Source organism: Flavonifractor porci, from assembly GCF_037572415.1.
In the GTDB taxonomy this organism is placed as follows: domain Bacteria; phylum Bacillota; class Clostridia; order Oscillospirales; family Oscillospiraceae; genus Flavonifractor; species Flavonifractor porci.
This window is the reverse complement of record NZ_JBBHLB010000001.1, coordinates 34,313-58,017: the sequence shown is the minus strand read 5'-3', so window position 1 is coordinate 58,017 and position 23,705 is coordinate 34,313. Positions and strand designations below refer to the sequence as shown.

Annotated in this window: 22 protein-coding genes and 2 pseudogenes; 1 reads left to right on the top strand and 23 read right to left on the bottom strand. The window is 59.9% G+C overall.

The window, feature by feature from the left end; genetic code table 11:
- Window positions 1-11: 11 nt before the first annotated feature.
- The 4 genes and pseudogenes from WHJ28_RS00275 to WHJ28_RS00260 all read right to left on the bottom strand — a co-directional run.
- A pseudogene (locus WHJ28_RS00275) lies at window positions 12-1,157 on the bottom strand (TraG/VirB4 family ATPase); the annotation flags it as partial.
- A 128-nt stretch (window positions 1,158-1,285) separates the two neighbouring features.
- On the bottom strand, window positions 1,286-1,891 hold the full coding sequence (locus WHJ28_RS00270) for a hypothetical protein (RefSeq protein ID WP_245185207.1): 606 nt from the start codon (window positions 1,889-1,891) through the stop codon (window positions 1,286-1,288).
- Entirely contained in the window at window positions 1,866-2,132 is a 267-nt protein-coding gene (locus tag WHJ28_RS00265) for a hypothetical protein (RefSeq protein WP_209345508.1), read from the bottom strand. Before WHJ28_RS00265 ends, WHJ28_RS00270 begins: the two co-directional genes overlap by 26 nt.
- 90 nt (window positions 2,133-2,222) lie before the next feature.
- Window positions 2,223-2,780, bottom strand: coding sequence for a hypothetical protein (locus WHJ28_RS00260; protein ID WP_209345304.1), 558 nt, complete (start codon window positions 2,778-2,780; stop codon window positions 2,223-2,225).
- Between the two features lie 190 nt (window positions 2,781-2,970).
- On the opposite strand from WHJ28_RS00260, the gene WHJ28_RS00255 reads away from it, so the two are divergent.
- The gene (locus WHJ28_RS00255; protein WP_209345306.1) at window positions 2,971-3,525 is read left to right on the top strand and encodes a DNA-3-methyladenine glycosylase I; all 555 of its coding nucleotides are present in this window, start codon (window positions 2,971-2,973) and stop codon (window positions 3,523-3,525) included.
- Here the strand turns inward: WHJ28_RS00255 and WHJ28_RS00250 are convergent.
- From WHJ28_RS00250 to WHJ28_RS00160, 19 genes and pseudogenes are all read right to left on the bottom strand, one after another.
- Entirely contained in the window at window positions 3,519-5,252 is a 1,734-nt protein-coding gene (locus tag WHJ28_RS00250; RefSeq protein ID WP_340039116.1) for a DNA cytosine methyltransferase, read from the bottom strand. The two genes, WHJ28_RS00255 and WHJ28_RS00250, sit on opposite strands and share 7 nt — an antisense overlap.
- A 23-nt stretch (window positions 5,253-5,275) precedes the next feature.
- Window positions 5,276-5,911 (bottom strand): annotated as a pseudogene (locus WHJ28_RS00245) (DNA cytosine methyltransferase); the annotation flags it as partial.
- Window positions 5,912-5,919: 8 nt separating this feature from the next.
- Window positions 5,920-7,059 carry a DUF7768 domain-containing protein gene (locus tag WHJ28_RS00240; protein ID WP_235396115.1) on the bottom strand — a complete coding sequence of 380 codons (1,140 nt, stop codon included), beginning with the start codon at window positions 7,057-7,059 and terminating at the stop codon, window positions 5,920-5,922.
- A 15-nt stretch (window positions 7,060-7,074) separates the two neighbouring features.
- The gene (locus WHJ28_RS00235; protein ID WP_209345312.1) at window positions 7,075-7,980 is read right to left on the bottom strand and encodes a conjugal transfer protein TrbL family protein; all 906 of its coding nucleotides are present in this window, start codon (window positions 7,978-7,980) and stop codon (window positions 7,075-7,077) included.
- An 87-nt stretch (window positions 7,981-8,067) separates the two neighbouring features.
- Window positions 8,068-8,484 (bottom strand): hypothetical protein, encoded by a 417-nt coding sequence (locus tag WHJ28_RS00230; RefSeq protein ID WP_209345314.1) that lies wholly within the window; start codon window positions 8,482-8,484, stop codon window positions 8,068-8,070.
- A gap of 9 nt (window positions 8,485-8,493) precedes the next feature.
- The gene (locus tag WHJ28_RS00225; protein ID WP_209345316.1) at window positions 8,494-8,826 is read right to left on the bottom strand and encodes a DUF3852 domain-containing protein; all 333 of its coding nucleotides are present in this window, start codon (window positions 8,824-8,826) and stop codon (window positions 8,494-8,496) included.
- Between the two features lie 80 nt (window positions 8,827-8,906).
- Window positions 8,907-14,114 carry a SpaA isopeptide-forming pilin-related protein gene (locus WHJ28_RS00220; RefSeq protein WP_340039115.1) on the bottom strand — a complete coding sequence of 1,736 codons (5,208 nt, stop codon included), beginning with the start codon at window positions 14,112-14,114 and terminating at the stop codon, window positions 8,907-8,909.
- 160 nt (window positions 14,115-14,274) lie between these two features.
- Window positions 14,275-15,093 (bottom strand): hypothetical protein, encoded by an 819-nt coding sequence (locus WHJ28_RS00215; RefSeq protein ID WP_235396109.1) that lies wholly within the window; start codon window positions 15,091-15,093, stop codon window positions 14,275-14,277.
- Between the two features lie 150 nt (window positions 15,094-15,243).
- A complete protein-coding gene (locus WHJ28_RS00210; protein ID WP_235396107.1) occupies window positions 15,244-16,038 on the bottom strand; it encodes a class D sortase in 795 nt (264 codons plus the stop codon).
- Window positions 16,035-16,949, bottom strand: a complete 915-nt coding sequence (locus tag WHJ28_RS00205; protein WP_235396106.1) for a cell wall anchor protein — start codon at window positions 16,947-16,949, stop codon at window positions 16,035-16,037. The genes WHJ28_RS00210 and WHJ28_RS00205 overlap by 4 nt, the downstream gene beginning before the upstream one ends.
- A 15-nt stretch (window positions 16,950-16,964) precedes the next feature.
- Window positions 16,965-17,348, bottom strand: a complete 384-nt coding sequence (locus tag WHJ28_RS00200; RefSeq protein WP_235396104.1) for a SpoVG family protein — start codon at window positions 17,346-17,348, stop codon at window positions 16,965-16,967.
- A 27-nt stretch (window positions 17,349-17,375) separates the two neighbouring features.
- Window positions 17,376-17,729, bottom strand: coding sequence for a hypothetical protein (locus tag WHJ28_RS00195; protein WP_235396102.1), 354 nt, complete (start codon window positions 17,727-17,729; stop codon window positions 17,376-17,378).
- Between the two features lie 12 nt (window positions 17,730-17,741).
- Window positions 17,742-18,245 (bottom strand): hypothetical protein, encoded by a 504-nt coding sequence (locus tag WHJ28_RS00190; RefSeq protein WP_235396100.1) that lies wholly within the window; start codon window positions 18,243-18,245, stop codon window positions 17,742-17,744.
- On the bottom strand, window positions 18,220-19,074 hold the full coding sequence (locus WHJ28_RS00185) for a DNA adenine methylase (RefSeq protein WP_235396341.1): 855 nt from the start codon (window positions 19,072-19,074) through the stop codon (window positions 18,220-18,222). Before WHJ28_RS00185 ends, WHJ28_RS00190 begins: the two co-directional genes overlap by 26 nt.
- Window positions 19,075-19,082: 8 nt before the next feature.
- Window positions 19,083-19,415: a hypothetical protein gene (locus WHJ28_RS00180; protein ID WP_235396098.1), complete on the bottom strand. Its 333-nt coding sequence runs from the start codon at window positions 19,413-19,415 to the stop codon at window positions 19,083-19,085.
- A gap of 95 nt (window positions 19,416-19,510) precedes the next feature.
- Entirely contained in the window at window positions 19,511-20,530 is a 1,020-nt protein-coding gene (locus WHJ28_RS00175) for a hypothetical protein (RefSeq protein ID WP_340039114.1), read from the bottom strand.
- On the bottom strand, window positions 20,530-21,666 hold the full coding sequence (locus WHJ28_RS00170) for an antirestriction protein ArdA (protein ID WP_235396339.1): 1,137 nt from the start codon (window positions 21,664-21,666) through the stop codon (window positions 20,530-20,532). Before WHJ28_RS00170 ends, WHJ28_RS00175 begins: the two co-directional genes overlap by 1 nt.
- A gap of 1 nt (window position 21,667) precedes the next feature.
- The gene (locus WHJ28_RS00165; protein WP_209345320.1) at window positions 21,668-22,654 is read right to left on the bottom strand and encodes a DUF4314 domain-containing protein; all 987 of its coding nucleotides are present in this window, start codon (window positions 22,652-22,654) and stop codon (window positions 21,668-21,670) included.
- Window positions 22,651-23,670, bottom strand: coding sequence for an LPD28 domain-containing protein (locus WHJ28_RS00160; RefSeq protein ID WP_209345323.1), 1,020 nt, complete (start codon window positions 23,668-23,670; stop codon window positions 22,651-22,653). Before WHJ28_RS00160 ends, WHJ28_RS00165 begins: the two co-directional genes overlap by 4 nt.
- Window positions 23,671-23,705 lie beyond the last annotated feature (35 nt).

Sequence of the window (23,705 nt, the reverse complement as noted above, 5' to 3'; positions counted from 1 at the left end):
AACTTACGGGTTCACCGTCCGCCCGCCTTTCCAAACAGCTTTTCCTTATAGGGCGGTGCATGGACCTCCAGCAGATACCGCTCGTTACCGCACTTGTAGAGGCAGACGCCCCTCTGGGGATAGCGGATGAGTTCGAACTCAGCAGGCTCCAGTTGGAGGTTGTCCATATAGAACTTCTTGTTCACGCTGCCTGCGTTGAACAGGAACTGGTGGGTGGGGATGGCGAACAGGGGCCGGGTCAGCTCCCGAATACCGTCCACATCAAAGTCCTCCAGATTCTGGCTGGCCAGGATCATGGAGGACTCCTTCTTCCGCACCCGCTTGAGGCTGTTACGGATATATTCGATGGTGGTCAGGTTGCTCAGCCAGATGTACAGCTCGTCCAGCGTGGCCACGGTATTTCCCTCGGTGAGCAGCTTGTCGCTGAGATAGGAGAGGATATTGAACAGCATGGCGTTCTTCACATTCCGGCTGGCCTGGAGGAGCCCCTTGACGCCGAAGACCAGGAAGCGGGAACTGGTGATGTTGGTGTGGCCGTTGAAAAACTTGCTCTCCGCGCCGCGGCACATGGAGTGGAGGCCCAGCAGGACCTCCCGCAGCAATTCCCTGGTGTAGAGGGGGAATTCCTCCTGGTCATAATTCTGATACGCATCCTCAATGATACGGTAGAGGTCGGAGAGAACGGGGTAATCCGTGGGGGTCAGGGACAAAAAGTCCGTGTTGTCATCCATGCCCCACTGGGCGTACAGCCGCTCCAGCATCAGCTCGATGGTGTCGATGTGCTTGTCCGCGAAGTCCTCCTTGTAGGAGCGGAAGAAGTCCTTCAGGAAGGAGATATGCTGGCTCAGCCGGGTCTTCTGGCGAAAGGCCGCGGGAGCGTCCGGGTCATCTTCGCCGCTGACATCCCACAGCTTGGGCTGGAGGGGGTTGATCCGGTATATACCGCTCATGAGGTCAAGAAAGCAGCCGCCCAGGTTGACGCACAGGTCAGTCAGCTCATGCTCCGGGTCCAGGCAGATGGCGCGTTGCCCGCTCTCCAGGATGTTGCACAACAGGAGCTTGAGCAGATAGCTCTTGCCCTGGCCGCTGTTGCCCAGGATGAGGACGCTGGCGGTGGTCTTGTCGTCGGCACGGCGGTTCAGATCCACGATGATATGCCCCGCCGCAGATGGCGTGGTCGGTGTTGAACTTCACCGCCGTGGGCGCGATGAGGTCCAGGAAGTCCTTGACGCGGGGTTCGGCAGGCTTGGCCGGAGCCTTTGCTTTCTTTTTCTTCTGCGCTTTTTTAGGCATCCTGTGTCACCCACCTCCCGCCGTCACAGTCTTCGAAGTGTTCTGTGGTCACATCCTGCTGGTAGTAGACCGCCAGCAGGCGCTTGATGTCCTGCTCACCGGCCAGACGGACATGGAAGCCCTGGTCCCGGATGCGCTTTTCCGTCTGGCGCAGGCGGCTCTCGGCGGTCTCGCCGTTTTGCTGCTCCGGGCGGCAGACGAAGGCAAATTCCCGTGCCGAAGCGGTGGCGGACTGGATCTCGTCCAGGTGGGCGCTGTCCTGCCGCAGCAGTTCCCGCAGGGCGGGCAGCTCCTCGTCCTCCAATCGCTGGCGGTACCAGTCCTTGTTGTGCCGGAAGGACTCACGGGAGTCCAGAGCCAGCATCCGCAGCTCCGGCATGGCGCACAGCAGGCGGGTCAGGGCCAGCATCCGGCCTCGGATGCCCTCGTCCGAGAGGACGGACAGGTTGTCCGGCTTGATAAGAAAAAAGGCCAGTTCTCCATCGGCGGTCTTGAGGCCGTGATCGGTGAGCTGGCTGATGCCCATGAGCTGCCGGGTGGTCTGCCGCTGGCGCAGCTCCTTTTTCTGTTTCCTATTCAGTATTCTCACTCCATTCATAGTACTGCTGTTTCAAAAATAAAAAGCAAACGGCATAGCGCAGGAAGTCCAGAATGCTGGCGTCCTCCACGCGGATGCTCAGGAAGGCGAAGAGGACGGTAACCACCAGCGGGGGCAGGAAGCCGCTCTGTGCCAAGGCCAGGACAGAGAGCAAAAGCCCGATCCCGATGATGGCCACATCCCGCAGCGTCCACAGCCAGAGCATCGCCTTGGCTTTCAGATTATCAGGGTAGATATATATGGTCAGATTCCTCCTAACGAAAAGGACGGGAAGTAACGCCTCCCGTCCTTGGCCTATTTCTGGATAGTGGTGATATAGGGCGCGGTTCCCTCATGCAACAGAGTCCTTCGCTGCGGGCTTTTCCTCCTCACTCAACTCGGGCAGGACTTCCACGACAGGGATCCCGTCCTTCTCCTGGCAAGTCTCCCAGCCGGAGACGGCATTTTCGATCAGGGTGACCACGAATTCCTTTTGGGAGAGCTTCTTGTGGGCGGACAGGTAGGCTTTGATCTGCTGGAACAGCTCCTCCGTGACGGTGAACGCCAGTGTCCGCTCTCCTTTCTGGGATTTGTACCCCTCCAGGGGCTTAAGGGTCTTACCCTGTTTCCACAGGGCGAGGCCCTGCTCCACCAGACCAACCACGAAGTCCCGCTGGGACTGGTCTCCGTGGGCCGCCAGATACTGCTTGACCCGCTGGAACAGCTCCTCCGATACCGAGAACGCCATCGTCCTGCCGCCCTCTGCCCTGGGGCGCGGTTTGGGCCTTTCGTAATGCTCCCGGAGGATCCGTTCCATAAGGATGCCGGTGGTCAGAGCCTCGTCCGCCGCCACATCCTCCCGGATCTTCTGGTGGAGTTCCTCACATAAATTGATGGTCAGTTTGCCCATTTTGTGCGCTCCTTTCCTTTTGGTAGGGCAAGTATGTCCCAAGCCATGGCCAAAAGCTATTCACCAAACCCAACGAAGAACAGGGCATGAAACGAAGCACAAGCGACAAGCCCTTTCGCGGAACTTTTGGTGGCCATTTGGTGCAATGGCGTGTATAATCAAGACAGCTTGATTGTGGGAGGGTCTTGAGATGAAACGGTGCCGCTGGGCGGATCCAAGCTCGGAATTATACACCGCCTATCATGATAATGAATGGGGGCGGCCGGAGCATGACGACCGCAAACTCTTTGAGATGCTTATTCTGGAAGGGTTTCAGGCTGGTCTCTCCTGGCTGACGATCCTGAAAAAGCGGGAGGCGTTTCGGGCCGCGTTTGACAACTTTGAGCCAGCCGTGGTCGCCCAATACGGCCCGGAGAAGGTGGAGGCTCTGATGTCGGATGCGGGAATTGTGCGCAACCGGCGCAAGATCATGGCCGCAACTCAAAACGCCAGGGTGTTTCTCACCATTCAGGCGGAGTTCGGCTCCTTTGACCGCTACCTTTGGGGCTTTACCGGGGGCAAGGTCATCTTGAACACAGATGATGAAATGCGCGCCCGCACGGAGCTGTCCGACCGCATCTCCAAAGACCTGAAGCGCCGGGGGATGAGCTTTGTAGGCAGCACGATTATCTATTCCTTTCTTCAGGCCACAGGAGTGGTGAATGACCACGAAACCTGCTGCTTCTGCTATCCGGGAAATCAATAGCCTGCGGCCATGGCAATGCCGCGCATGATGAACTCCACACAGGGGATTGCCACGCTGTTGCCCAGCGCCTTATAGCGGGCCGAGTCCGACGCGCCGGGCAGGTCCGTCCAACCGTCCGGGAAGCCCTGGAGCCGTTCACATTCCAGGGGCGTCAGGCGGCGGATGAGCAGGGGGCCGTCTACGACCAGCTTATCCTGCCCTACATACTGGCTGTTGGGTCCTTTCCGGTCGCTGCTGGTCAGGGCACCCACCGTCTCCTGATACACCAGATCGGTGGCGTCCTTGTGCTGGCGGGCGCTTTCAGTGGAAGCTACTGCGTCATCTTTGAATACATCCACCCGCTGACGGGAGAAGACCGCATGGTGATCCGTGGCGGTCAGGGTATAGGCGATGTTCTCCTGATACCCGATCCCGTTGCCGCCGTTTTGGGGCTGGCGGTCGATGGCATTGCCCGTAATGCAGAAACAGGGAGCGTCCGTCACCAAGGGCAGGTTGTTTCCGCCGGTCCCCGCTCTTGCGGATAGTGTGGGAGATATAGGGTGCGGGCCGGTATAACGGGCATCAACGCCGTGATTCTCATAGACCAGCGGCTGGTGTCCATGCTCCTGTGCCCGCAGGGTGCCGGAGACATCCTTGCTGCACCCCATGGCCGCGCCGCCCTGGTCATTCAGGCAGAGGACGGACGGCACCATGTTCGTTCCACTCTCAGCGGCTTTCAATGTGGGCGCGATCTCCTCCTGATATCCGATCCCGCCCGCTGTAGGCGCGGCTCCGGCACAGAAACCTGCGGTCAGTACACAGGGATAGCCCTGGCCGGGCATACCGCCCCCGCCGCTTATGGACGTATGCCGTTCCGGGCTGAGATAGCACTCGCCGTTTCCCTTGGTCACCACGCCTGCGGCAAACAGCAGCCCGCCGGGAATCCGCCCGCCTCCGCCGTCCGCGCCGGCCAGGGTTGGAGCTTTTCCCTCTGGGGTAAACACACGGGCCTGCTGCGTATCCCATGGGTTGAGACAATTTTCAGCAATAAAAGCCTGCTGTTTCATTCCCGGCTGTGCGCCCAAAGCCCCCGCTACATCGTGGATATCCCGCACCTCGCGCCCCAGGGCGGCTTCTCTTGCCGCTTTGCGGCAATTCACCTTCTCCCGCTGATTGGCCGCAAAAGCTGTTGGTGCGATCACTCCGTTACGCCCAGTAGACATGCCGCAATTGGTGCCAAGTGTTGCGGAGACCTGATCGGTGATATCTCCATAGTAGCCATCGAAGCCGACAGGCTCTGTTGCGGTATGATATGGTTGTCCCGGCCTGAGAATCAGTCCCGCCTGCGCCATCAGCGCCGCCTTGAGCTGTGCCGGCAGCTCTTTGCCCCGTTCCTCCGCCCGCCGCAGGATACCCAGGCAGGCCGTCCTGCTCAGATAGTATTTTCTCCGGGGGCTGGTTTCCAGGATATCGGACAAAGCACACTTGACAGGCTCCCGCGGAGCCGGTCCGGTGTTGAGCGGCGGACCATTTTCCCGCCACGGGGAGCGGAGTTCCCAATAATGGCACCCAAACAGATCCACATGGCCCCTGGACAGGTCCAGGTGGAAATAGGGGATGGAGATCAGCACGGACAGGGACACGGCTTTGCTTTTTTGTTTTGGCTGGCTCTCGAATATATCATCTACATCATCAGGCTCATCCAGAGAGAACAGCATCATCTGGCCGTTGCTGTCGTAGTTCTGCATGGTCAAACCTCCGTGTTTAAACTATCAAACAGGAGCAGGGGCGCGAGAGGGCCGGCGAAGTCCGCCACCAGAAAAATGCGCTTTCTCCGCTGAGCGACGCCCCAGAACTGTGCGTCCAGACAGCGCCACGCCAGTGAGAAGCCGGTCTCTATCGCGATATCTCCCGCGTCCGGCCACGAATAGGGATAGGACCGTGGAACCTCCGCGCCGGCGTCATGGATCCGAATGATCTCCTCCAGCACGATGCGAAAGTCCTCACCCTTGGGCGATCCGCTGCTGAACGCGCCAGGCACATTCTCCCAGCATAGCCAGCGGGGACGGATGTCGGCTGCCGTGCGGCCCCGTTCTCTCTCCGCCGTCCGCATCTCCTTGACGATGCGGATCTGCTCCATAAAAAGACCGGAGCGGGCGCCAGACAATCCGGCGCGCGCCCCGGCCACTGAGAGATCCTGACACGGGCTGCCCCCGCAGATGATGTCCACAGGGAACAGCAGCCTGCCGCTCAACTTTGTAATGTCGCCCTTATGGGCCATGCTCGGGAACCGCTGTTCTGTGACCTTCATGGGGAACGGCTCGATCTCGCTGGCCCAAAGCGTTCTGATACCATGCCGCTCCGCCGCAAGGGGAAATCCGCCGATGCCGTCGAAGAGACTCCCCATCGTCAGGGTCACCCCATGGCCATCCCCATCCCCTCTGTATGCGAGAGCTCCGTGGACTGGATCTCCTCCGTGCTGACGCTCCGCACGGGGATGCCGAAACGCTCCGCCAGTTCTTTTTCTCCCGTCATGCCGGGGCTGATCCGGTCCCCGCACAGCCAAAGCTCGTCGCACCGTTTCAGCATCCGGTTTCCCATGGCAATGCCGAGCTGCCGTTCCTCCGGGGCGCTGTCATCCAGCATCTGGGTGTAGAGCAAACGTGGCGCAAAGGGCGTTACGCCTTGGGAGATGGCATACCGGCACGCCTGCCGGGCAAACTGGAGGTTCTGTTCCACATCCCCGGACAAGGGGGAAGCGATGTAGACCACCGCGCCAGGGGCATTTTCCTGTGTCTCTGAGCGGAAGAGATAGGCCGGGTCGTTGACCACCACACCCTCTCTGCCGAATTCCACCGCGTGTTCATTTGCCGCGGCCCAGTCCAGATATTCCGGATCGGCGGCCTGGCGGTACACCTCCGGCAGCCATTTTGCCGGGATCCTGAGCAGTCCGGAGGTGTGTTCCAGCTCCTTGTCCATGGTGTAGGCGACAGCTTCCCGAACAGCGGGGAGCAGAGGGCCCAAGTCCTCCGGGGTGTGATCCCAGAAGCTGATCTCCCGCAGGACCACATCCTCATACCGCTCCCAGCTCCCGCTGTCATCCTCGTTCCACACATAGTCGGCTGAGGTGATGGTCACACCCTCATCATTGCAGTTGATCCAAATAGTCTTATCCAGTTCCGGGAGCCGCACGGCCAGCGTCCCCACCATGCATCCGCCTCCGGTGTTGCCATAGATACGGTCTATGACTGCATACCGCATGACTCCGGGGTCTGGCGTTGTATCAAGAGCCTTGATCAATTCAGCCTGAACACTCCGCTCTATATCATGGCCGCCTGGATACTCCACACATTGGTACTTTACAGCGGGATGACGGTTGAGACGGAGCGCCTCCATATCCCAAAGCTTCTGTTTCGCGCTCCCACACTCAGTAAAGAACAGGCGCTGGCCGTTCTCAGATAAAAAGCCGGAGAGCCCCGCCATGGGACTCTCCGGCCTCGCTTCCACCCAGATCGCGTAGATTTTAGGTGGACGGTTTTCTTTTCCTTCTGTCATATACAACGCTCCTCCTTATTTCGGCGCCACCGCCTGCACAACGGTGCGGGTGGTGTTGACGGCGGCCTGTGCGGTGTAGACTGCGCTCATGATATTGGCCCTTGTCGTGGTGTCCAGCCCGAAGGTCCCGGCAATCCGGGGCACTTCTCCCGCGGAGAGCATGAGGCCCAGCCCCAGCAGGGCGTGGTCCTTGAAGACCATAAGCCCAGCCACAAGGATGGTGGATTGCAGGAAGGCCGTCAGGCACAGGCCGATGACCTGCTTGATCCACTGGGTGAACCCGTCCACATATCCGCGGGGGATGCTGAACATATAGAGACTCCCCACGGCGATCTGGATGAGCAGGATGCCGCCCCGCTTCAGATTGGCGAAGAACACCTTGATCACCGCGTAGGCCATGAGGATGATGCAGAACAGGAGCATGATGGGGCTGGTGATCAGGCCGATGCCGAAGTCCAGCGTCACCTGCGTCATATCCGCGATGCTCTCCACGCTGTTCAGGTCCGTGATGATCTGCTGCCCCACATCCCCGATGCTGGTCCCATAGCCGGTGATCCCGGCGCTGAGCCGCCCTTGCAGCGATACGGAAAGGGCATAGAGCCGGATGGGTACCGTCGTGAACAGGCTGACCGCCAGGAAGCCCTTGATGGCGTTGAGGGCGGTGTGCTGGAGATTGGCCCGGCCGGTGGTGTACTCGATGCCGAACTCAAAGGCGCATACCACCAGGCTCACGCCAAACAGCGCCCAGCCAAGCTGGGAAAAGAACAGCACGATGGCCTGCACCCACTCCAGCTCGAACAGCTCCACGCCCATGTTGCCCATGGCCGAGAAGAAGTTGCCGAGAAAGCCCACCACCTGGCCATAGAACCAGTCGATGAGGTTGTCCATGATGGTGGCGGCTACAAAGTCCCAGATGAACAATGAATGACTCACCTCGTTTCAAAGGCCGTATCATCCGTTTCTGGGACAGTCAAGGGGCCGCACAGATGGTACGGCCCCTTCGTTTGTTTACATGGTCTGCTGCCACTGCTGGGCGGCGGTCTGCTCCTGGAATACTTCCAGATAGCTGGAGACTGCGTTGGTCAGCGTTTCATAGTCCGCCGCTGTAGGGCGGTAGGCGTACCAGTCGGTCTGCCCATTATCCGTCCATGCGTAGGGACCGCTCCGCCGAATGTAGGGGTTATCCGTCTGCCCCTTGCCCCAGAGGTCCGCAAAGCGCAGGCGCAGGGCGTCCACCTGCCCGTCGTTGCGGTTCAGGATGGTCATCTGGATCGCCTCATAGCGATCCGCCATGCCGCAGGTGACGAACTGCAGCTTGGCCCGGTTCATCTCGCTCAGGCGGACATAGCAGGCCCGGCCCACAAATACCGCGTCGGGATAGATGGGCTGCACGATCTTTCGCAGCTCCCGTTCAAAAAAGGTCATATGCATGCCTCAGATCCCGATGATGCCCCAGATGTAGAGGGGCGCGGTGAGGGTAAAGACCAGACAGGCGAACAGGATCACCGGGCCGGTCCACTCGAACTGGCCATGCTTTCTATAGTCGAAGTACGCCATGGCCAGTTTGGTGAAGAACGCAATGGCGAGGATCATATCCAGCGCCGGGAAGACCACATTGTCCACCACGGTCTTGATCTGCGCCGCCGCGTCCTTCCAGGTGCTCTCCACGGCGGAGGCCACATCCCCCGCGGCAAAGGCGGGGACGCAGCAGACCAGCGTCAGGGCAAGAACAAGGGTCAGGGCGCGGATGATTTTCTTGTGCTTCATCTTGAAAACCTCCTGTGCGTTTATAAAGTGGGAGCGCCGCCTTGTTAGGACGGCGCTCCTGGTGAAATGAGATGGAACGATCAATAGCCGGTGCGGGGCAGGGGCTTGGAGGGCTTATAGACCCTGGTCACCCAGCGGGTGGTTGCCATGATCCACTGGCCGTCGTAAACGCCGCCCGCGTCCGCCTGGTTGGTGAACTGGGTACCGCCGGTGAGCCAGGAAACCACATTGCAGTACACCTTGGGTGCCTCCACCTGCCGGAAGTTGGCGGGGACAACGCCGAAGGAGACCATGAACTCCGTCACATACTCGTTGGAGGCCAGCCCCAGCGCGGCGGGAGAGGCGTCCAGCATATAGTTCTGCATGGTGCTCAGGTTGTCGTACATGGTGCGGTACTCGCCGTTCAGGTTGGTCTTGAAGACTACCTTGTAATTGCCCTGCACATTGTAGGTGCCGGTGACGATCTTATCCAGCCGCACTGCCTGCACGGGCAGGGTATCCCTCCAATAAAAACTGGTCAGGCTGGTGGTGGAGTTGTTGGCGATGCCGGAAAAGTCATAGCGGATGGACTGGCCGGGCATGACCTCGGTGTAGCCTGTTTTCTTGATGCTGACATTGGTATACAGGCTCTTGTTGGTCATGGCCGCCTTAACGATCTGGCCGGCGAACTCGATCTCCACATCAATGGGCGTCTGATCCAGGCCATAGAAGTCCGCACTCTGGGATTCGATCACCTGGTAGCGGCCCAAGGGGAGGGGCTTGCTGACGGCAACGCCGTTTTTCCCTGTTTTGATCGTGTCCACCAGCTTGCCCGTCCTGTAGTTATAGATTTCAAAGATGGTGTTGGGGATGGGCGTCCCAGCAGGCCAGCCGTTCATACTGTTGTAGTCCGCGGAGGTCTTGGTCACTTGGATTTGGCCGGTGATAGGTGTATTCTCCCATTCGATTTCCGTGGTCGTCCCCGCGGTGACATAGACGGTCTTGAGCTGCGTATCCGGGACATATCCCTCATTTTCCAGCTCCCGCAGGTAAAACCGCCCGGAGCCGGGGAGATCATCGATATAGACATAGCCGTCCTGGTCACTGGTGTACTGGCCGATGGGGTTCTTGTTCGCATCGTAGAGCAGGAAGGTCACGCCATAGATCCCGGAGCCGTCCGCCGTTGAGACCTTGTGGATCAAAATACCGGAAATAGGCGCGTTGGTCACGGTCAGCGGTGGACAGCTCCCGTCCTTCACGGTGAAATAGTGGGGTGTGGAATCCAGTTTGAAGCCCTCGGCGCTCTCGGTCTCTACCGCATAGTAGCTGTCATCCGGTAGTGTCACAAAGACGCTGCCGGTTTTCCCGGTGGTCACGGTGTCCACCAGAGCGTCATCCGATACCCTGCGAATTTCAAAGGTGGTGTTGGGGATGCGCTCGGTCTTGTCCGCTGAACTGATCTTGATGATCTCCACGCCGCCCACTGCGTTGTTGTAAAAACGGATAGTCTGGGTGTCGTTGGGATTCACGGTAACGGTTTGGCTGCGGCTGTTCTCGTCAATGGTATAGCCAGACACACTTTCCAGTTCAGTCACGACCACCGTGCCTGTAATTCCGGGGAGGATGATCTGCCCGCTGGCATTGGTATAGTAGATGCCTTTGGAGGAAAGAGTGCCGCCGGCGGCGTCCACATAGCGGCCATCCGCGTATTTGATCTCGAACTTCACGCCCTCCAGGGGAACGGTCTTTGTGCTATTCCGCCCCAGTTTCTCAATGATTAGATTTCCCAGAGGCTGGTTGCGGAACTCCACGGTGACGGTCTGGCCCGCCTTGACCTGAACGGTCTGGGGGGTGTCATCCAGCAGGAACCCCGATTTTCCTCTGGTCTCCTTGATGACCATCGTGGTGCCGGGATCGACATTCTCCACCAGAAAAGTCCCGGCGCTGTCGGTCACGAACTTGCCGTTGGCGTCGCCCACCACGGCCCCGTCCGAGGTCGTTACCAAGAACTCCACATCGCTCAAAGGCGTATTGTCGGCGCTGGACACCTTTTTTACCAGAACGGCCCCCTTGGGACTGTTGCCGAAGTAGACGGGAACGACCTCCTGCTCCTGGCCGGAGAGGTACACTGTCTGGGGCGGGGTGTCGATCACATGGGAGCCATCGCTGGAGAGCTCCTCGATGATATAAGTGCCAGCCTTGCAATTTGTGACCGTGAAAGAGCCGTTGGCCGAGGTGCGGTAGGTGCCGATGACAGTGCCCCCTGTGCCGCTGGTATTGCCGCTCAAATAACGGACTTGGAACCAGCAGTCAGATAAGGCGGCCCCGGTCTTGGAGTCATATTTCCATACACAGATAGCGGAGAGAGGTGTGTTCTCAAACAAGAAGGTGTGGCCCTTGCCCGCCTGAACAAATGCCTCCTGGGTATCGCTGTCCTTGATGGAGAACCCGGTGGGCGGTGCCAACTCCTTCACCCGGAACCACCCGTCCCGCAGGCCATTAGCCGGGCCGGTCAGCTCAATGCGGCCATTCTCGTCCGTTGTGAAGATGCCCAGGTCGTTGAACTCCCCGGTGCTGGTGTTGTTGCTGGCATACCAAACCTGGAACCGCACATTAGAGAGTCGGTCATGGGTGACGGAATTTTCCTTGATGATCTCGATAGACGGACGCTTGAAATTCTCGAAATAGACGTCACGGTCCCGGTTGGGGTACATCGTTACAAGCTGCGACTCCTCTGCCAGCAGGTAAGGCTCCGGGACGGATTTCTCGATGACCTCCACCACCGAGGGCAGGAGGTTGGGCACCACGGCAACGCCGTTCTCGTCCGTCTCCACCTCCGCGATGGAGTGGCCGTCCGCGCCTCTGACCAAATAGACCGTTCCGGGGATCGGTTCGCTGGTATCGCCGTCCCGTTTATGGATATACAAATTGGAGCGGCGGTCATTGGTCAGCACCTTGGTGCTGGTCTTGCCAGGAAACAGCTCGATGTGGTATTCTCTGAGGTCGAGGATGTGATCCGATCTTGTGGAAATTTCAGACAGGGAATAGACGCCGGGTTCCAGGCCCTCCCAGAGAATTTCTCCTGTCGGGCCAGAGGTGCGGTCCAGATAATAGCTGCCGTCCTCGATCTTAGCCAGCCGGAAGGAAATGCCCTCCAGCGGTGTGCCGTCAGAGCTCTGCTTGATGAGCAGCAGCGAGGGCAGCCTGGAGTTGGTGAACACATACTCGGCGTCCACATTGGGGCCAAGGTAGACGATGCGCTGGGCGTCGTCCACCACATAGCCGGCACAGGACTTCTCCGTGACCACATAAGAGCCCGCGGGGAGGTTCTCGTTGGTCAGGTCGATCTCGCCCTTGGCGTTGGTTCGGAACTCCTCCGGGCCGTAGCTGCCGTCCACGGCCTTGATCTCGAAGACCGCGTTGGGAATGACTTTAGAGGGATCGGCGGAATCCACCTTGGTGAGCCGCAAGCCGGGTGTCCGGTCATTGAAGAACAGCAGCTCCCGGATACCGTCCCCGGCTTGGAGCTCCACCTCCTGGGGCGTGGCGTCCAGGATCAGGCCGGGATCCCCTGTGTCCACCTCCACGGCCCGGTAAGTGCCCGGTTCCTGATCGGTGAGTAGGATCTCCCCAAATTCATCGGTGCGGAACCTGCCCAGGGATACGCCGTCCCGGAAAATCTCGAAGGTGACGTCGGGCATAGCCACCTTGTTTTTTCGATCATACTTGATGATCCGGATCCCCGGCAGCTCTCGGTTGATCAGCAGGAAATCGGAGACCTCCCCGGCCACAACGGTGGTATTGTAGGTGGCATCGTCCTTCAGCCAGCCCACCGGGGCGGTCCGCTCCAAAATTTCGTATGCACCCGGCTTGATCCGGTCGAAGAAAGCGCAGCCCGCGAAGTTCGTTTCCTGTACATAGGTGGTGCCGCTCTCGATGTGCCTGATCTGCACCACCGCGCCGGGCAGCAGGTCGCCGGTATCGCTGCGCTTCTCCACCCGGAGGGAGCCGTAGGCGTCGTTGTAAAAGGTGACCTCAGCCACCTTCCCGTACTCCACGTTGACATTCTGCACATCCGGGGTGCTGATCAGGTGATCCGGGGCAGGTTCCCGTTCAATGACCGTATAATTTCCACAGAGGGTCAGGTCGAGGAGCACCTCGCCGGAGCTGTTGGAGGAGAAGGTGCCCACGCTGGCGCCGTTGGGGTCGATGACCTCGAACAGGGCCCCGCTGAGCCGCTTTTCGCTCCCCGTCTCCTTTTTGATGATGCGCAGCCCGGTGTCCGGGGTGTCCTCCGGTTCATCGCTGTAATTGCTCTGGGCAGACAGACGGATGGGGGTGGTGGGGTCGGTGTCGCAGATGTAGTTCTGGAGCTCCCCGTACTTGCCCTGCTCCGCGCAGACCGCGTAATAGATGGCGTACTGGTACACATTGCAGGAGAAGGCCAGCTGGACGCTGCCGCTCTTGCCCTCCACGCTGCCGGCCGGGTACAGCACCTTTACCTGCCCGGCATAGCCGTCCCCGGTGCCGCTGGTGGTGATGGCGGTAATGTCATTGTTGTTCGTATCCACCAGCCGGGTACCCTCCGGCACCTCGTCGGGGTTGGCGAAGGACACATTGATATCGTAATCGCAGACCCAGGTATCGCTTTTGATGGTGAATACCTGCTGGAGATACTTCGTCCCGTTGATGGTGACGGGATAGGCTGTGTCCTGATCCACCGTGCTGGTCAGCCTGGGGGACTGGGTGCGGCTCCACGCGGTGCCGCGGACATAGATGTTCTTGGCGGCAGCCAGGATCGCCTGCGCCCGCTGCAGCTCCACGCCCGTCAGGTTGGGATTGACCTTGAGGTTGTTAATGTCCCAATTGGGGAGCAGATAGCACCAGAGGGCCATCTTGGTGGCGTAGTAGGCGTGATATTTGTTCTCCAGCTTGAGCTCACTAAGCCCTCTGGTGGGGTAGCCGTTAGCCACGATGCCCATGACCTTGGGGTCACTGGTCTTCTCCTCGGCCAGATACTCGATGCTCTCGCCGGGGGCCACCGTCTGAGGGACGCCCTTGGTGTTGGGATTGACGCAGTAAGCCGGGATCTCTTTCACCTGCCCGGTGCTGGAAACATAATTATAATAGGTATAGATCTGCTCCCTGATCCGCCCGTTGATGGACAGATAGGACATTGCCGTGCCGCCGTTGAAGATGTTCACCTCACCGAGCGCCTCCTCCTCGGAGCTGGCGGCGGAGGCGAAGCCGGTGCAGAGGCTCAGGAGCGTCACGAGGCAGAGGAGCAGGGATAGGAATCGTTTTTTCATGATTACCTCCTGTAGGGGCCGTGACAGGAGGGTCATTCAAATCATGTATTTTAGGTCGTGACTACACCTGGCACGGCCTGATGATCGGTTGTTTTTGAAAAATGGGCGCAAAAAAAGAGGCGGCAGTATGGGTGTCATACTGCCGCCGTCCCGCTGGGGGTCAGATGGCGTGGAGCTTGTACTCGGTGTACATGTACACGCCGTTGCGGAACACATCCCAGGCTTCCATGGAGTAGGTCCCCGGAGGACAGGAATTGAAGAGGTCCTCCAGCTCGCTTTCCCGCCAGGGCCAGAAGGAGTGCGCCGTCAGGCTGGGGTCTATGGTCAGCCGGATACGGACGGCGGGGGTACCCTTGGCGCCGTATTTCAGCTGACCGTTCTGGCTGGTGTCTGGATGGTTCCCCGCCAGGTTTTGGAGGGTGTACTGCATCCTGCGGGTCTCATAGAGGTTGCGGATAAAGAGGTAGTCGCCTGCTTCCAGATTGAAGTGGCGGGCCTCCGGCTCCGGCAGCTCCACCTCCGGGAAACTGCTCCAGTCGCAGGTGGGCGCGGGCAGTTCCCCCAGCGGGCCGCTGGCGAACAGGCTCTTGTCGTACCGGCTGACGTCGGTGATGGTGTAGTCCGTGCCGTCGTTGCAGCGGATCACATCGCCCGCCTGGGGGATGTAGCGGGAGCCATCCGCGGGGAGCTGGACGGTCCCATCCGCCTGGGCCTGTCCGGTGGAGATATGGACGGAGTTGTCGCTGGCCCGGTAGGTCACCGTGACGCCCAGCAGTTCGCCCAGCTCCACAAGCTGGATGTAGTTACGCCCGTTGATGGCATACGCCTCCAGCGCCACCTGCGCTCCGTCCAGATAGAAGCTCTGGGCGCTGGGCAGAGCTTTGAGGTACTCCGCCGCGGCATGGGCGGCGGGGCCGGTCATGGTGACGCCGGCCAGGATACCCGCCGTGACCAGCAGCATATTTTTCTTTCTGCTCATATCGTTGTCCTCCTCATTTTCAGATATTGTGGGGCTTTTGCAAGCAACACAATACCGTAAGGATGGCACAAAGTCGAGCGGAAAGAAGCGGGAAAGATGGAGAAATCAAAGGGTGTAAACGAAGCAGAATGGACAAGCCGGGGCTTGTGCTTATTTCTCCACGGCCTGGACGCACCAGCGGTACTCCCGCTGGTCACGGACGCAGGTATACAGGGTGAGCATATTCTCCGTGGAGGAGGCGAGGGCGCTGCGGTCTGTCTCAGACACCTTGGACACAGAGATCACCTTGTAGGTGCGGGTACCCAGCTTGGTGGTCAGGGTGATAGTATCACCCACCTCCAGCGTATGGATCTGACCGAAGTAGGCGTTGACGCCCCGGTTGTGGGCCGCCAAGGCCACATTTCCATCCCAGATGGAAGTTTCCTCAAAGTGGCCCGCGCCCTTTTTCAGCGTGGAACTTCCGGTACCCTCATAGATCTTGACGGTCAGGTCGATGGCCGGGATCTTCAGGGTGCCAAGATGCCCGCCGCTGTAGTAGAGGTCGTCCGTCACCTCGGTGTAGCCCGTGGAGGTGACTGTGCCGGAAGAAGTGCCGGGCATCGTGCTGCCGGGGACCACCACAGGAGAGCCGGTCCCGTTGATTACCGTACCAGTGGCGGCCATACCGCTGGGGGCCAGGTTGGGCGTCAGGTAAGTTCCCGTCCCCTTGGTGTCCGCACTGGGGCTGCCGAAGGCAGGCGGGATGAGGGCGGCGTTCTTGCTGACATCCTCATTCTTCCTGGCCCCGCCGTCCACCGTATGCACCACTTCGACAGAGGTGGGCGTGCCATAGTCCGGGCCGTCCGGCGCGTCGATGGTATATTCCAGCGGCTCCGCCGCGCTGGCGCCCACCGTGAGGGAGGCGGTCAGGCACAGGAGCAGGACAGCCGTTCTCAGCTTTTTCATTCAGCGTCACCTCCGCTTTCATCAGACTCACGGCGGCGTTTGAGGAACAGGGCGATGCCGACGCCGCCGCCAGCCGCCGCGACAACGCCCAGCGGGACCAGCACATAGGCCCAGTTGAACTGCTTCGGAGCTTCCAATACATCGGGCAGTTCCACGGCAGGCTCCACCGGGACGATGGCAGTCCCCTCAAAGATGGCCACATACCGGGTCTTGTTCAGGGCGATGCGGCTGACGGTGCCGGTGTAGTCGGCGGTAACGGTGTAGCCCTTCACATAGCTGCTGGTGGCGCTGCCCGTATAGGTGGCGACAGCGGTAAAGCGGTCCCCCAGGGCATAGCCGTCCGTGCTGGCGGTGTTGTCCGTCTGCCAGTCGATGCTCTGGAGCGTCAGGGTGCGGCCATTGTCCTCAATGGTCTTGGGGATGTACTGGGTGTCCTGTCCGGCCAGGTTGGGATAGCTCCGGGTGGCCTGGACTTCCTTTGTGGAACTGCCGTACCCGGCCACCTCCACCTGCACGGTATCCAGCTGGAGCGTCAGGGTCCCTGTCAGGCCATCATCGGTGATGAACTCCCGTTCCTGGGGCAGCAGGGCCAGCACCGAGGCCATGTCCTTGCTCTTGCTTTCCAGGGACACCGTCTCCGTGTGCTGCCGCTCCTCATATTCGGGGAGCTCCTGCTTGAGCAGGTCCGTCAGGGTGTAACGGAACCCGTCCTGCTCGAAGTCCGACCGGGGGATGCCCGCGGGATCGTCCGTGGGAGACAGGTCATAGATCTTCCTAATCTCACCCCCATCCTCGCTGCGGGTGATGGAGGTGGGATAGCACACCGCCACCGTTTCCGCGGCGGCAGCCTGGACGGGAAGGGCCATGGCCAGCGTCAGCGCCATGGCGCAAAGGGCAAATACTCGTTTCATGGGGTCTTCCTCCTCTTACATCGTCATGCCCATGTCCTGGGCGGGGGTAGCCTGCGCGGTCTGCTGCCGCTGGGGGAGCTGGGTCAGGGCCTGCTGGTAGGCGTCCAGCACCGCCTGATGGAACTGCTGGTGGAACTCCTGGGTGCAAGGGAAACAGATATCCCTGTACTCACCGCCTGACTTGTAGCTGGGCATGGAGACGAAGGGCCCTTTCTCGCTGTCTATCACCTTCACGCCCCGGATGGCGAAGCAGCCGTTGAGATTGACCGAGGCGTTGGCCAGGACCGGGCCGTCCGTGCGCAGGGTGTTGATCTTCACATCCACCTTCATGGGGAGCTGCTCCCGCTGGGCAGGCTGGCCCTGCGCGGAAACAGGGGCGGGTGCGCTTGCTTTTTTCATGCTGGGTTCCTCCTCATCATATAGAATTCAACGCGGATAAGCCGCCATGGGAACGGGGCGGTCATGGATGTGCAGAACCGAGACACAGGCGCTGGCGGCTTCCGCTGCCGCCCTGACCTCCCTCCAGAGTGGAAACGCCCGGTAGTCCGATGCCAGCACATCCATTCCCGCTTTTTCGTCCTGCGGAGGGATATGCCGCACCAGCTCCAGCACATGAACGCCGTCTGTCAGGCCAAAGGCTTTGACCCCGGAATCCGGCAAGGAGCGGTAGTGCTCCAATGCGTCGGCCAGGGATAAGAACCGGGACAGCCGCCAGCCGGTCACGCCTCTGGGGTCGCGGCCCAGCCGGAGATCGTCGATGGTATAATAGGAACACCTCATTTTTTGTCACCCTTACCCGCCATAGACGGTATCCCCCACGATCAGCCGCTCCTCCAGCTCCCCGACACAGATTCCGGTCGCTCTGAACATTTCCAGCACCTCCTCGGGCACATCCCGCAGGTCATGGTCATAGTCCGCCTCGGAGATGGTCACCGTGTGCTCCTCATCGTCTACCCAGGCGCACAGCTTGGCGTCCGCGGGGATACCGGCTTCCTCCCGCAGGTACTCCGGCAGGCCGATCTCGTCCTCATCCCGCGTCTCAAAGGGGCATTCCCCCTCGCAGCCGTCACAGGGGCCGCAGACCTTTGCCAGATGGGTGTGCAGTTCCACGGCCATCTGCTGGAGGGACTGGGCGGCGCGGAGCAGTTCCATAGCGGTCATCCGGCCCTTCAGCGCCACCAGCGCGTTCTCAGCCGTGTGGAGCTCCACCTTTTCTCCCGCCTCAAAGCCGCAGAGGTTCAGGGCCGCTCTGGGGATGTGGAGGCCCTTGTCAGTAGGTTCCTTCAAAAATTTCATCGTCATCTTCCTCCTTTTCATAGTCAAACAGGTTTAACTGGACCGAGGCCCGCTCACGCTCATGCATATCGTAGTTGGCAATGAGCAGCTCGGAAAATTGACAGTTGGGATCGTACCGCTGCCGGATATTGTTCAGCCGGGTCACCGGCTCGATCCGGATGCCGGGCGCGTCGTACAGCTCCCGGATGAATTCGTCATCGTTGTAGGACAGCAGGAACTTCCCCTGCATGGACAGCAGCGTGTCCCGCAGGCGGATGTGGTCTTTCTCTGTAAAGCCGTCCTCTCCAATGTTCTGGTAATACCCCTCCGTGGCGTGGTAGGGCGGGTCGCAGTAGAACAGGCTCACAGGCCGGTCATACTGGCGGACGAGCTTTTCAAAGTCTTTGTTCTCCACCACCACTCTGGCAAGCCGCCGGTGGGCCTGCTCGATCAGCGGGAAGTTGGCCCGCATATCGTGGGGCTGGCTGCCATAGCTGGTGAGGGCCGAGGCGTAGCTGTACCGGATGATCTGATAGAACAAGGCCGCTTTCCGCACGGCGTCCATGGGACTGTCGCGGGCGAGGGCGGTCCTGGCCCGCTCAAAGTCCTCACGGGAATTGAGGACATACCGCAGGGCGGCGATCAGCTCCTCCGGCTTGTCCCGGACGCAGCGGTACAGATTGACGAGCAGGCTGTTGAAATCGTTGTAGACCTCAAAATCGTTGCCGGGATCTTTATGGAACAGCACCCAGCCGCCACCGCCGAACACCTCGATGTACCGCTCATAGTAGATGGGGAACCGCCGCACCACCTCCTCCCGCAGCGCCTTCTTGCCGCCCACCCAGCTCATGAAGCTGTTCACGGGCCGCCGCCTCCCTCCAGTGGGAGCCTGGTCTGGGCAGTGTCGAACCGCTCCAGCGACCGGGACAGGCCCCGGATCGCCGCGGCGATGCCGCTGATGCGGTGGGTCATGTGGGCGATGGTGGCCCGCACCTCCTGCTCCGTGGCGGCGTAGAAGTAGCCGTTTCCGTTGCTGGCAATGGGGACGCCCTGCCGCCGCAGGCCGTTCACCGCGTCCCGCAGGTCCTTGCCCCGGACGCCGAAGGCACACTCCAGCTCCCAGCTGGTGGCGGCGTTAGCGGCGCCCAGGTGATACCGTTCCAGGTACTCCGCCAGCCGTTCTTTCTCCATTTGCGCTCCTTTCCGGGGCCATTTTCCCGAAAAAGGGCGCAAAAAAAGAAGGGGCCGTTGTCCCTTTCGGAAAAACGGCCCCAATTCTCGATTTTTTACTGCTGTTCCATCGTCATCCCCGCCTCCTCCGGGGCGCTGCGCTCATAGATAAACTCCCGGCTGTTCCGGGAGATGTAGGCGCTTTCAGCGGCGGTCAGCACATAGCCCGCTTCCTCCAGCAGATCCGCCGCGTACCCCTCCAGATCGATGCAGCCGGAGGAGAGCAGTTCCTCAGCCACCCCCGCCTCCAGCAGCTTTCGCCTGCCAAATTCCTTCAGGCTGTCACAGGGGATCCACTCATAGCAGTGGAGATTCTGGATGATGTCCAGGGCAAAGCGCAGGTCATGGCAGTTCTCAAATTCCAGGGCAGCGGCAAACCTCTCCAGAAAGCGGGGCGTTCCCTGGCCCTGTTCCTCCAGCGCATAGCCCAGGTCGCTGCCGTCGTTGACCAGCTCCAGAGCGTCTGCATATTGCTCCATCAGGTCCCCCAACTGGGGCCGGCCGCACCGGGCGTCCATCAGGACACAGTCCTCCAGACTTCGGACATTCAGCTCGTCCAGGGCCAGGGCCACCTCGTCCGGCTGGCCGCTTACGGCGGAGTGATCCGGCAGGCGCAGCCATACCCCCTCCGGTATTGTGGGGGAGGCCAGCTTCACCTTGACGCTCCAGCCGTCATCCTCCGGAATGAGCCCCTGGCCGGTGTAGCGGAGAGGGACGGGGCCGGACGGATAGGCCACATAGCAGCTCCCGATGAACAGGCCGGGGTGTCGGTCCTCATACATCATGCCGATCCGTTCCAGATCCGCGTAGTACATAGTGCGTTCCGGCAGATGGGCTTCGTGCCGGAGATAAAAGCTCCCCAGCTGTGCGTAGCTTCCCGCGGGAAAGCACACCCCATAGTCCTCCATGGAGAGCAGCTGATTGATGGCCTCCGCCATGGATTCCGGTCGCGCGCTGATGACAATGGCGCTGACAATGTGCTTTTCCTTCTTGCTCAATGTGGACAACCGCTCCGCCAGCCAGTCCCGTTCCTGTTCTGTTCCCGGAAGTATCATCAGTTCCTCAAATTCCCACATTACATCATCTCCATTCCGCCCCGCTGGGGCTGTTCTGCCATGACCTGGCCGTCCCGCCTCTCTACCAGGCCGTACTCAGTCACTGTACTGCCGTACTTCTGGAGCAGAGCCTCCCCATACCGCCAAAGGGTCACATGGGGGAGCAGAAGCTCCGCCGCTTCGTCACCAAGGATGATCCGAAGTTCATTCTCCGCCACCTCCGGCATGGTGCGCACATCCGGCTCCACCATATATTCGTCCAGCTGTCCGGCCAGCCGGGACGCCTCATTGATATCTGAGGGATCCTCTGCTATGAGGATTGCTTTGTACTTTGTCAGTTCCTCCGGTCCAAGCCGCGCCAGATGCTGCGCCAGCCGGTTGACATGGGTGATGCTGACGGCCTCGTCCACCAGATCCTTCAGGGCGGGTGCCGCGCAGTCCAGACAGCGGAATCGGATATTCTGCCACGCTTCCGCTCCAATGGACTTTAGCTTGTTATCAATCATCAGGTGTGACGCTGGCAGCGGCAGCGAAACATTGTGTTCGCCATTTGTCAGTTCCATCAGAACCGCATAGTCCGGCCTGCGGAGGCGGAGGTCAAGGGTATCATAGACCTGCTCCAAGTCTGAGTCCTGCGTCACATAACCATGGCTGGTGAATACGCCGCCCTCATCCATGCGGGCCTTTCTGCCCAGCATTTCAAAATCCAGCATTTGAAACACGCTGTCAGGGATGGCGTCAAGCTCCGGCATAAAACCGTTTTCCGCATAAAACCTGCCGAGCTGGGAGTCGTTCTGCACCTCACTCAGCACATGGCAGCAGTCCGTGCTGTAGGCCAGGTCGATGATCGTGGATATCTGGATCGGACCATACTTTTTGGAGACCTCCACCTGGAACAGCCCCTCGAACGCGGCTTTCTGCCGTTCATCCAGCCGCGCCAGCCTGTCTGCCAGTGCATTGAGCTGAAATAGATCGCATTCATCCGTCAGATGAATATGGAGATACGGAAAGTCGTTATACTCGAGGATATCCCAGTCCGGCTTGCCGTCCATGGGCATTTGCAGCCGCTCCAGCGCGTCCAGCAGTTCATAGGGGGCGGCGGGAAGCTCCAGTTCGCAGTAACAGCCGTTGCCTCCAGACAGTTCTACCCGAAACACCTTATTCAAGCGTCAACCCTCCTGTCTTCGGCTGAAAATCTTCCAGATACTTGGCAGGGTCAGCACCGGGACATCCCCAGCCGCACATACTGCCCACCTCCATGGCCTTGCGCTGCCACATGGTCACGCCAAGCTGCTCATTGAGCTGGTCCGCCAGCTCCACATTCCGTTCCTTGTCACCGGTGTCCCAGTCGGAGGGGTAGTAACCGGTCTCGCCCCGCTTGATGCAGATCAATTCGCCGGTGGTCAGGATGGTGGAGAAGCACAGCTCCGGCAATCCCTCCGCAATTTTAGGACTGAACCGCTCCTCCTCGGTCTGGATGCTCCAGTTGTTCCAATTCCAGAGATGGACATACAACTCACCGCCATCTGCCTCGATCTCCCGCTGCTCAAAGCCCTCACCCCAGCCGTCTGAAGCCTGTCCGGAGACATACTCCTTGAGCGTGTCCAGTTCTTCCGGGGTGAGGGTGCCGACCACCCGACACTCCGCCACGCCCCAAAGCTGGCCGTTCCGCTCCTCAGCAGTGAATACCACAGACCTGACCTTGTCATCCACACTGTCATTTTTGCCGTACCAGTGCATGATCCCGCGCTCGGTTTCCTCCGGCATCCGGTTCTTCACCAATGCGGCAAGGATATCCCCTTCATAGGTCCGCAGCTCCCTGCCGTCCAACGGAGTACCTTCCTCCTCCATATCGCCCCATTCGTTCCGCTCATAGAGGTCAGCGGTCAGGGGCATATAGAGTTTCATGGTGGTGGGTTCGGGCGGCAGGACGGTAAAGCTGTCCTCACCAATGACCAGCGACAATGTTCTTCCGTTGTCCCACCTCATGTGGAAGTGGCCGGCGTCGTCGATGAAGTCCAGCGTTCCCATGGCTCCAGAAGAAATTGGATCTGGATCGGTTTTCATCTCTCTGAGCTTGATTCGGCTGCCCGCGGGGTACTGCTCCCGCAGGAAAGCCAGCCACTCTTTCGGAATACTGTTCATGACAATCCCCCCATCGTCATGCCCTCATCGGGCGTATTTTGATAGTCCTCCAACAGGCGGGGGTTTTCCTCGCCGTAGAGGTCGTACAGGATATCGTCCACCTGCTTGCGGACTGTGGGGTCATCGGTCAGCGTTTCATACCGGAAGCCGGTGGCCGGATGGTCTGGCAGCTCCTCCCGGATGCACTGGAGATATGCCTCCGCATCCGTGTACTCCACCTGTTCGCCGCTGGCAAAGGTCACCCGCCCCACCACCGGCTTATCTGTCATATTCTGTCTCTGGACACGGAGGTCAAAGGCGGTCAGATAGGCTTGATACTCACCGGCTACGGGGTTGCACCGCAGGCAGTAGCGATAGTTCTCTGTCTCCACGATATAACCGTAGTTCTGTACCCAGCCGCCGCTGATCTCTCCGCCATGGCCCCGGCAGTAGCCAGCCATGGCGGAGAAGTTCTTCAGGACGTTATTTCGCAGCTCATCCACCACATCCTGCAATTCGGACTTGAATTCCGGGGAGTTCAGCTCCTCCGGGCCTCTCGGCCACCAGGTGTGCCAGAACTCCGTGCCGCTCCGTCCGAAATCCATGCGGACATAGCCGACGCAGCCGAATTTCGCATCTTCCTCCGGACTCATGGCGTAGAAAAAGCCCGCTTCCTCGGGTGAAGCGGGCCGAATGGCAAATGTTTGATTGTGAAAGGGATATTCCAGGCTGTTGTTCCGGCAGTAGTCTCGCAGTGTCATGGTCTCTCCAAGCAGGAGGAACTGCCTGTTCACTCTGCGGGATATTGTGTCGGCCCGTTTCAGGGGAACGGGGGAAAGGACAGAGCCAATGGGATTTATACGGGCGCGGTCTGACAGTGCGATGGGCTTTTTGGCATTGCGGACGCTGCCTCTCAGTTCGTAGTAATACCAGCCTTCCGGGACATCCTCCCGCGGGATACGCTGGGGAGTGAACAGTACCGGCCTGCCGAACAATATGGCTGATCGCAGGGGATCGGTTTTGATATTGATACTCATAGCGTGCCTCCTTCGCTTTTTGGTAACGGGAACAA

What these genes read in the sequence shown, in the direction of transcription:
- WHJ28_RS00270 (WP_245185207.1), bottom strand. Translation starts at nt 1,891, where the DNA reads ATGAATGGAGTGAGAATACTGAATAGGAAACAGAAAAAGGAGCTGCGC.
- WHJ28_RS00260 (WP_209345304.1), bottom strand. Translation starts at nt 2,780, where the DNA reads ATGGGCAAACTGACCATCAATTTATGTGAGGAACTCCACCAGAAGATC.
- WHJ28_RS00255 (WP_209345306.1), top strand. Translation starts at nt 2,971, where the DNA reads ATGAAACGGTGCCGCTGGGCGGATCCAAGCTCGGAATTATACACCGCC.
- WHJ28_RS00250 (WP_340039116.1), bottom strand. Translation starts at nt 5,252, where the DNA reads ATGCAGAACTACGACAGCAACGGCCAGATGATGCTGTTCTCTCTGGAT.
- WHJ28_RS00240 (WP_235396115.1), bottom strand. Translation starts at nt 7,059, where the DNA reads ATGACAGAAGGAAAAGAAAACCGTCCACCTAAAATCTACGCGATCTGG.
- WHJ28_RS00230 (WP_209345314.1), bottom strand. Translation starts at nt 8,484, where the DNA reads ATGACCTTTTTTGAACGGGAGCTGCGAAAGATCGTGCAGCCCATCTAT.
- WHJ28_RS00225 (WP_209345316.1), bottom strand. Translation starts at nt 8,826, where the DNA reads ATGAAGCACAAGAAAATCATCCGCGCCCTGACCCTTGTTCTTGCCCTG.
- WHJ28_RS00220 (WP_340039115.1), bottom strand. Translation starts at nt 14,114, where the DNA reads ATGAAAAAACGATTCCTATCCCTGCTCCTCTGCCTCGTGACGCTCCTG.
- WHJ28_RS00215 (WP_235396109.1), bottom strand. Translation starts at nt 15,093, where the DNA reads ATGAGCAGAAAGAAAAATATGCTGCTGGTCACGGCGGGTATCCTGGCC.
- WHJ28_RS00210 (WP_235396107.1), bottom strand. Translation starts at nt 16,038, where the DNA reads ATGAAAAAGCTGAGAACGGCTGTCCTGCTCCTGTGCCTGACCGCCTCC.
- WHJ28_RS00205 (WP_235396106.1), bottom strand. Translation starts at nt 16,949, where the DNA reads ATGAAACGAGTATTTGCCCTTTGCGCCATGGCGCTGACGCTGGCCATG.
- WHJ28_RS00200 (WP_235396104.1), bottom strand. Translation starts at nt 17,348, where the DNA reads ATGAAAAAAGCAAGCGCACCCGCCCCTGTTTCCGCGCAGGGCCAGCCT.
- WHJ28_RS00195 (WP_235396102.1), bottom strand. Translation starts at nt 17,729, where the DNA reads ATGAGGTGTTCCTATTATACCATCGACGATCTCCGGCTGGGCCGCGAC.
- WHJ28_RS00190 (WP_235396100.1), bottom strand. Translation starts at nt 18,245, where the DNA reads ATGAAATTTTTGAAGGAACCTACTGACAAGGGCCTCCACATCCCCAGA.
- WHJ28_RS00185 (WP_235396341.1), bottom strand. Translation starts at nt 19,074, where the DNA reads ATGAGCTGGGTGGGCGGCAAGAAGGCGCTGCGGGAGGAGGTGGTGCGG.
- WHJ28_RS00180 (WP_235396098.1), bottom strand. Translation starts at nt 19,415, where the DNA reads ATGGAGAAAGAACGGCTGGCGGAGTACCTGGAACGGTATCACCTGGGC.
- WHJ28_RS00175 (WP_340039114.1), bottom strand. Translation starts at nt 20,530, where the DNA reads ATGTGGGAATTTGAGGAACTGATGATACTTCCGGGAACAGAACAGGAA.
- WHJ28_RS00165 (WP_209345320.1), bottom strand. Translation starts at nt 22,654, where the DNA reads ATGAACAGTATTCCGAAAGAGTGGCTGGCTTTCCTGCGGGAGCAGTAC.
- WHJ28_RS00160 (WP_209345323.1), bottom strand. Translation starts at nt 23,670, where the DNA reads ATGAGTATCAATATCAAAACCGATCCCCTGCGATCAGCCATATTGTTC.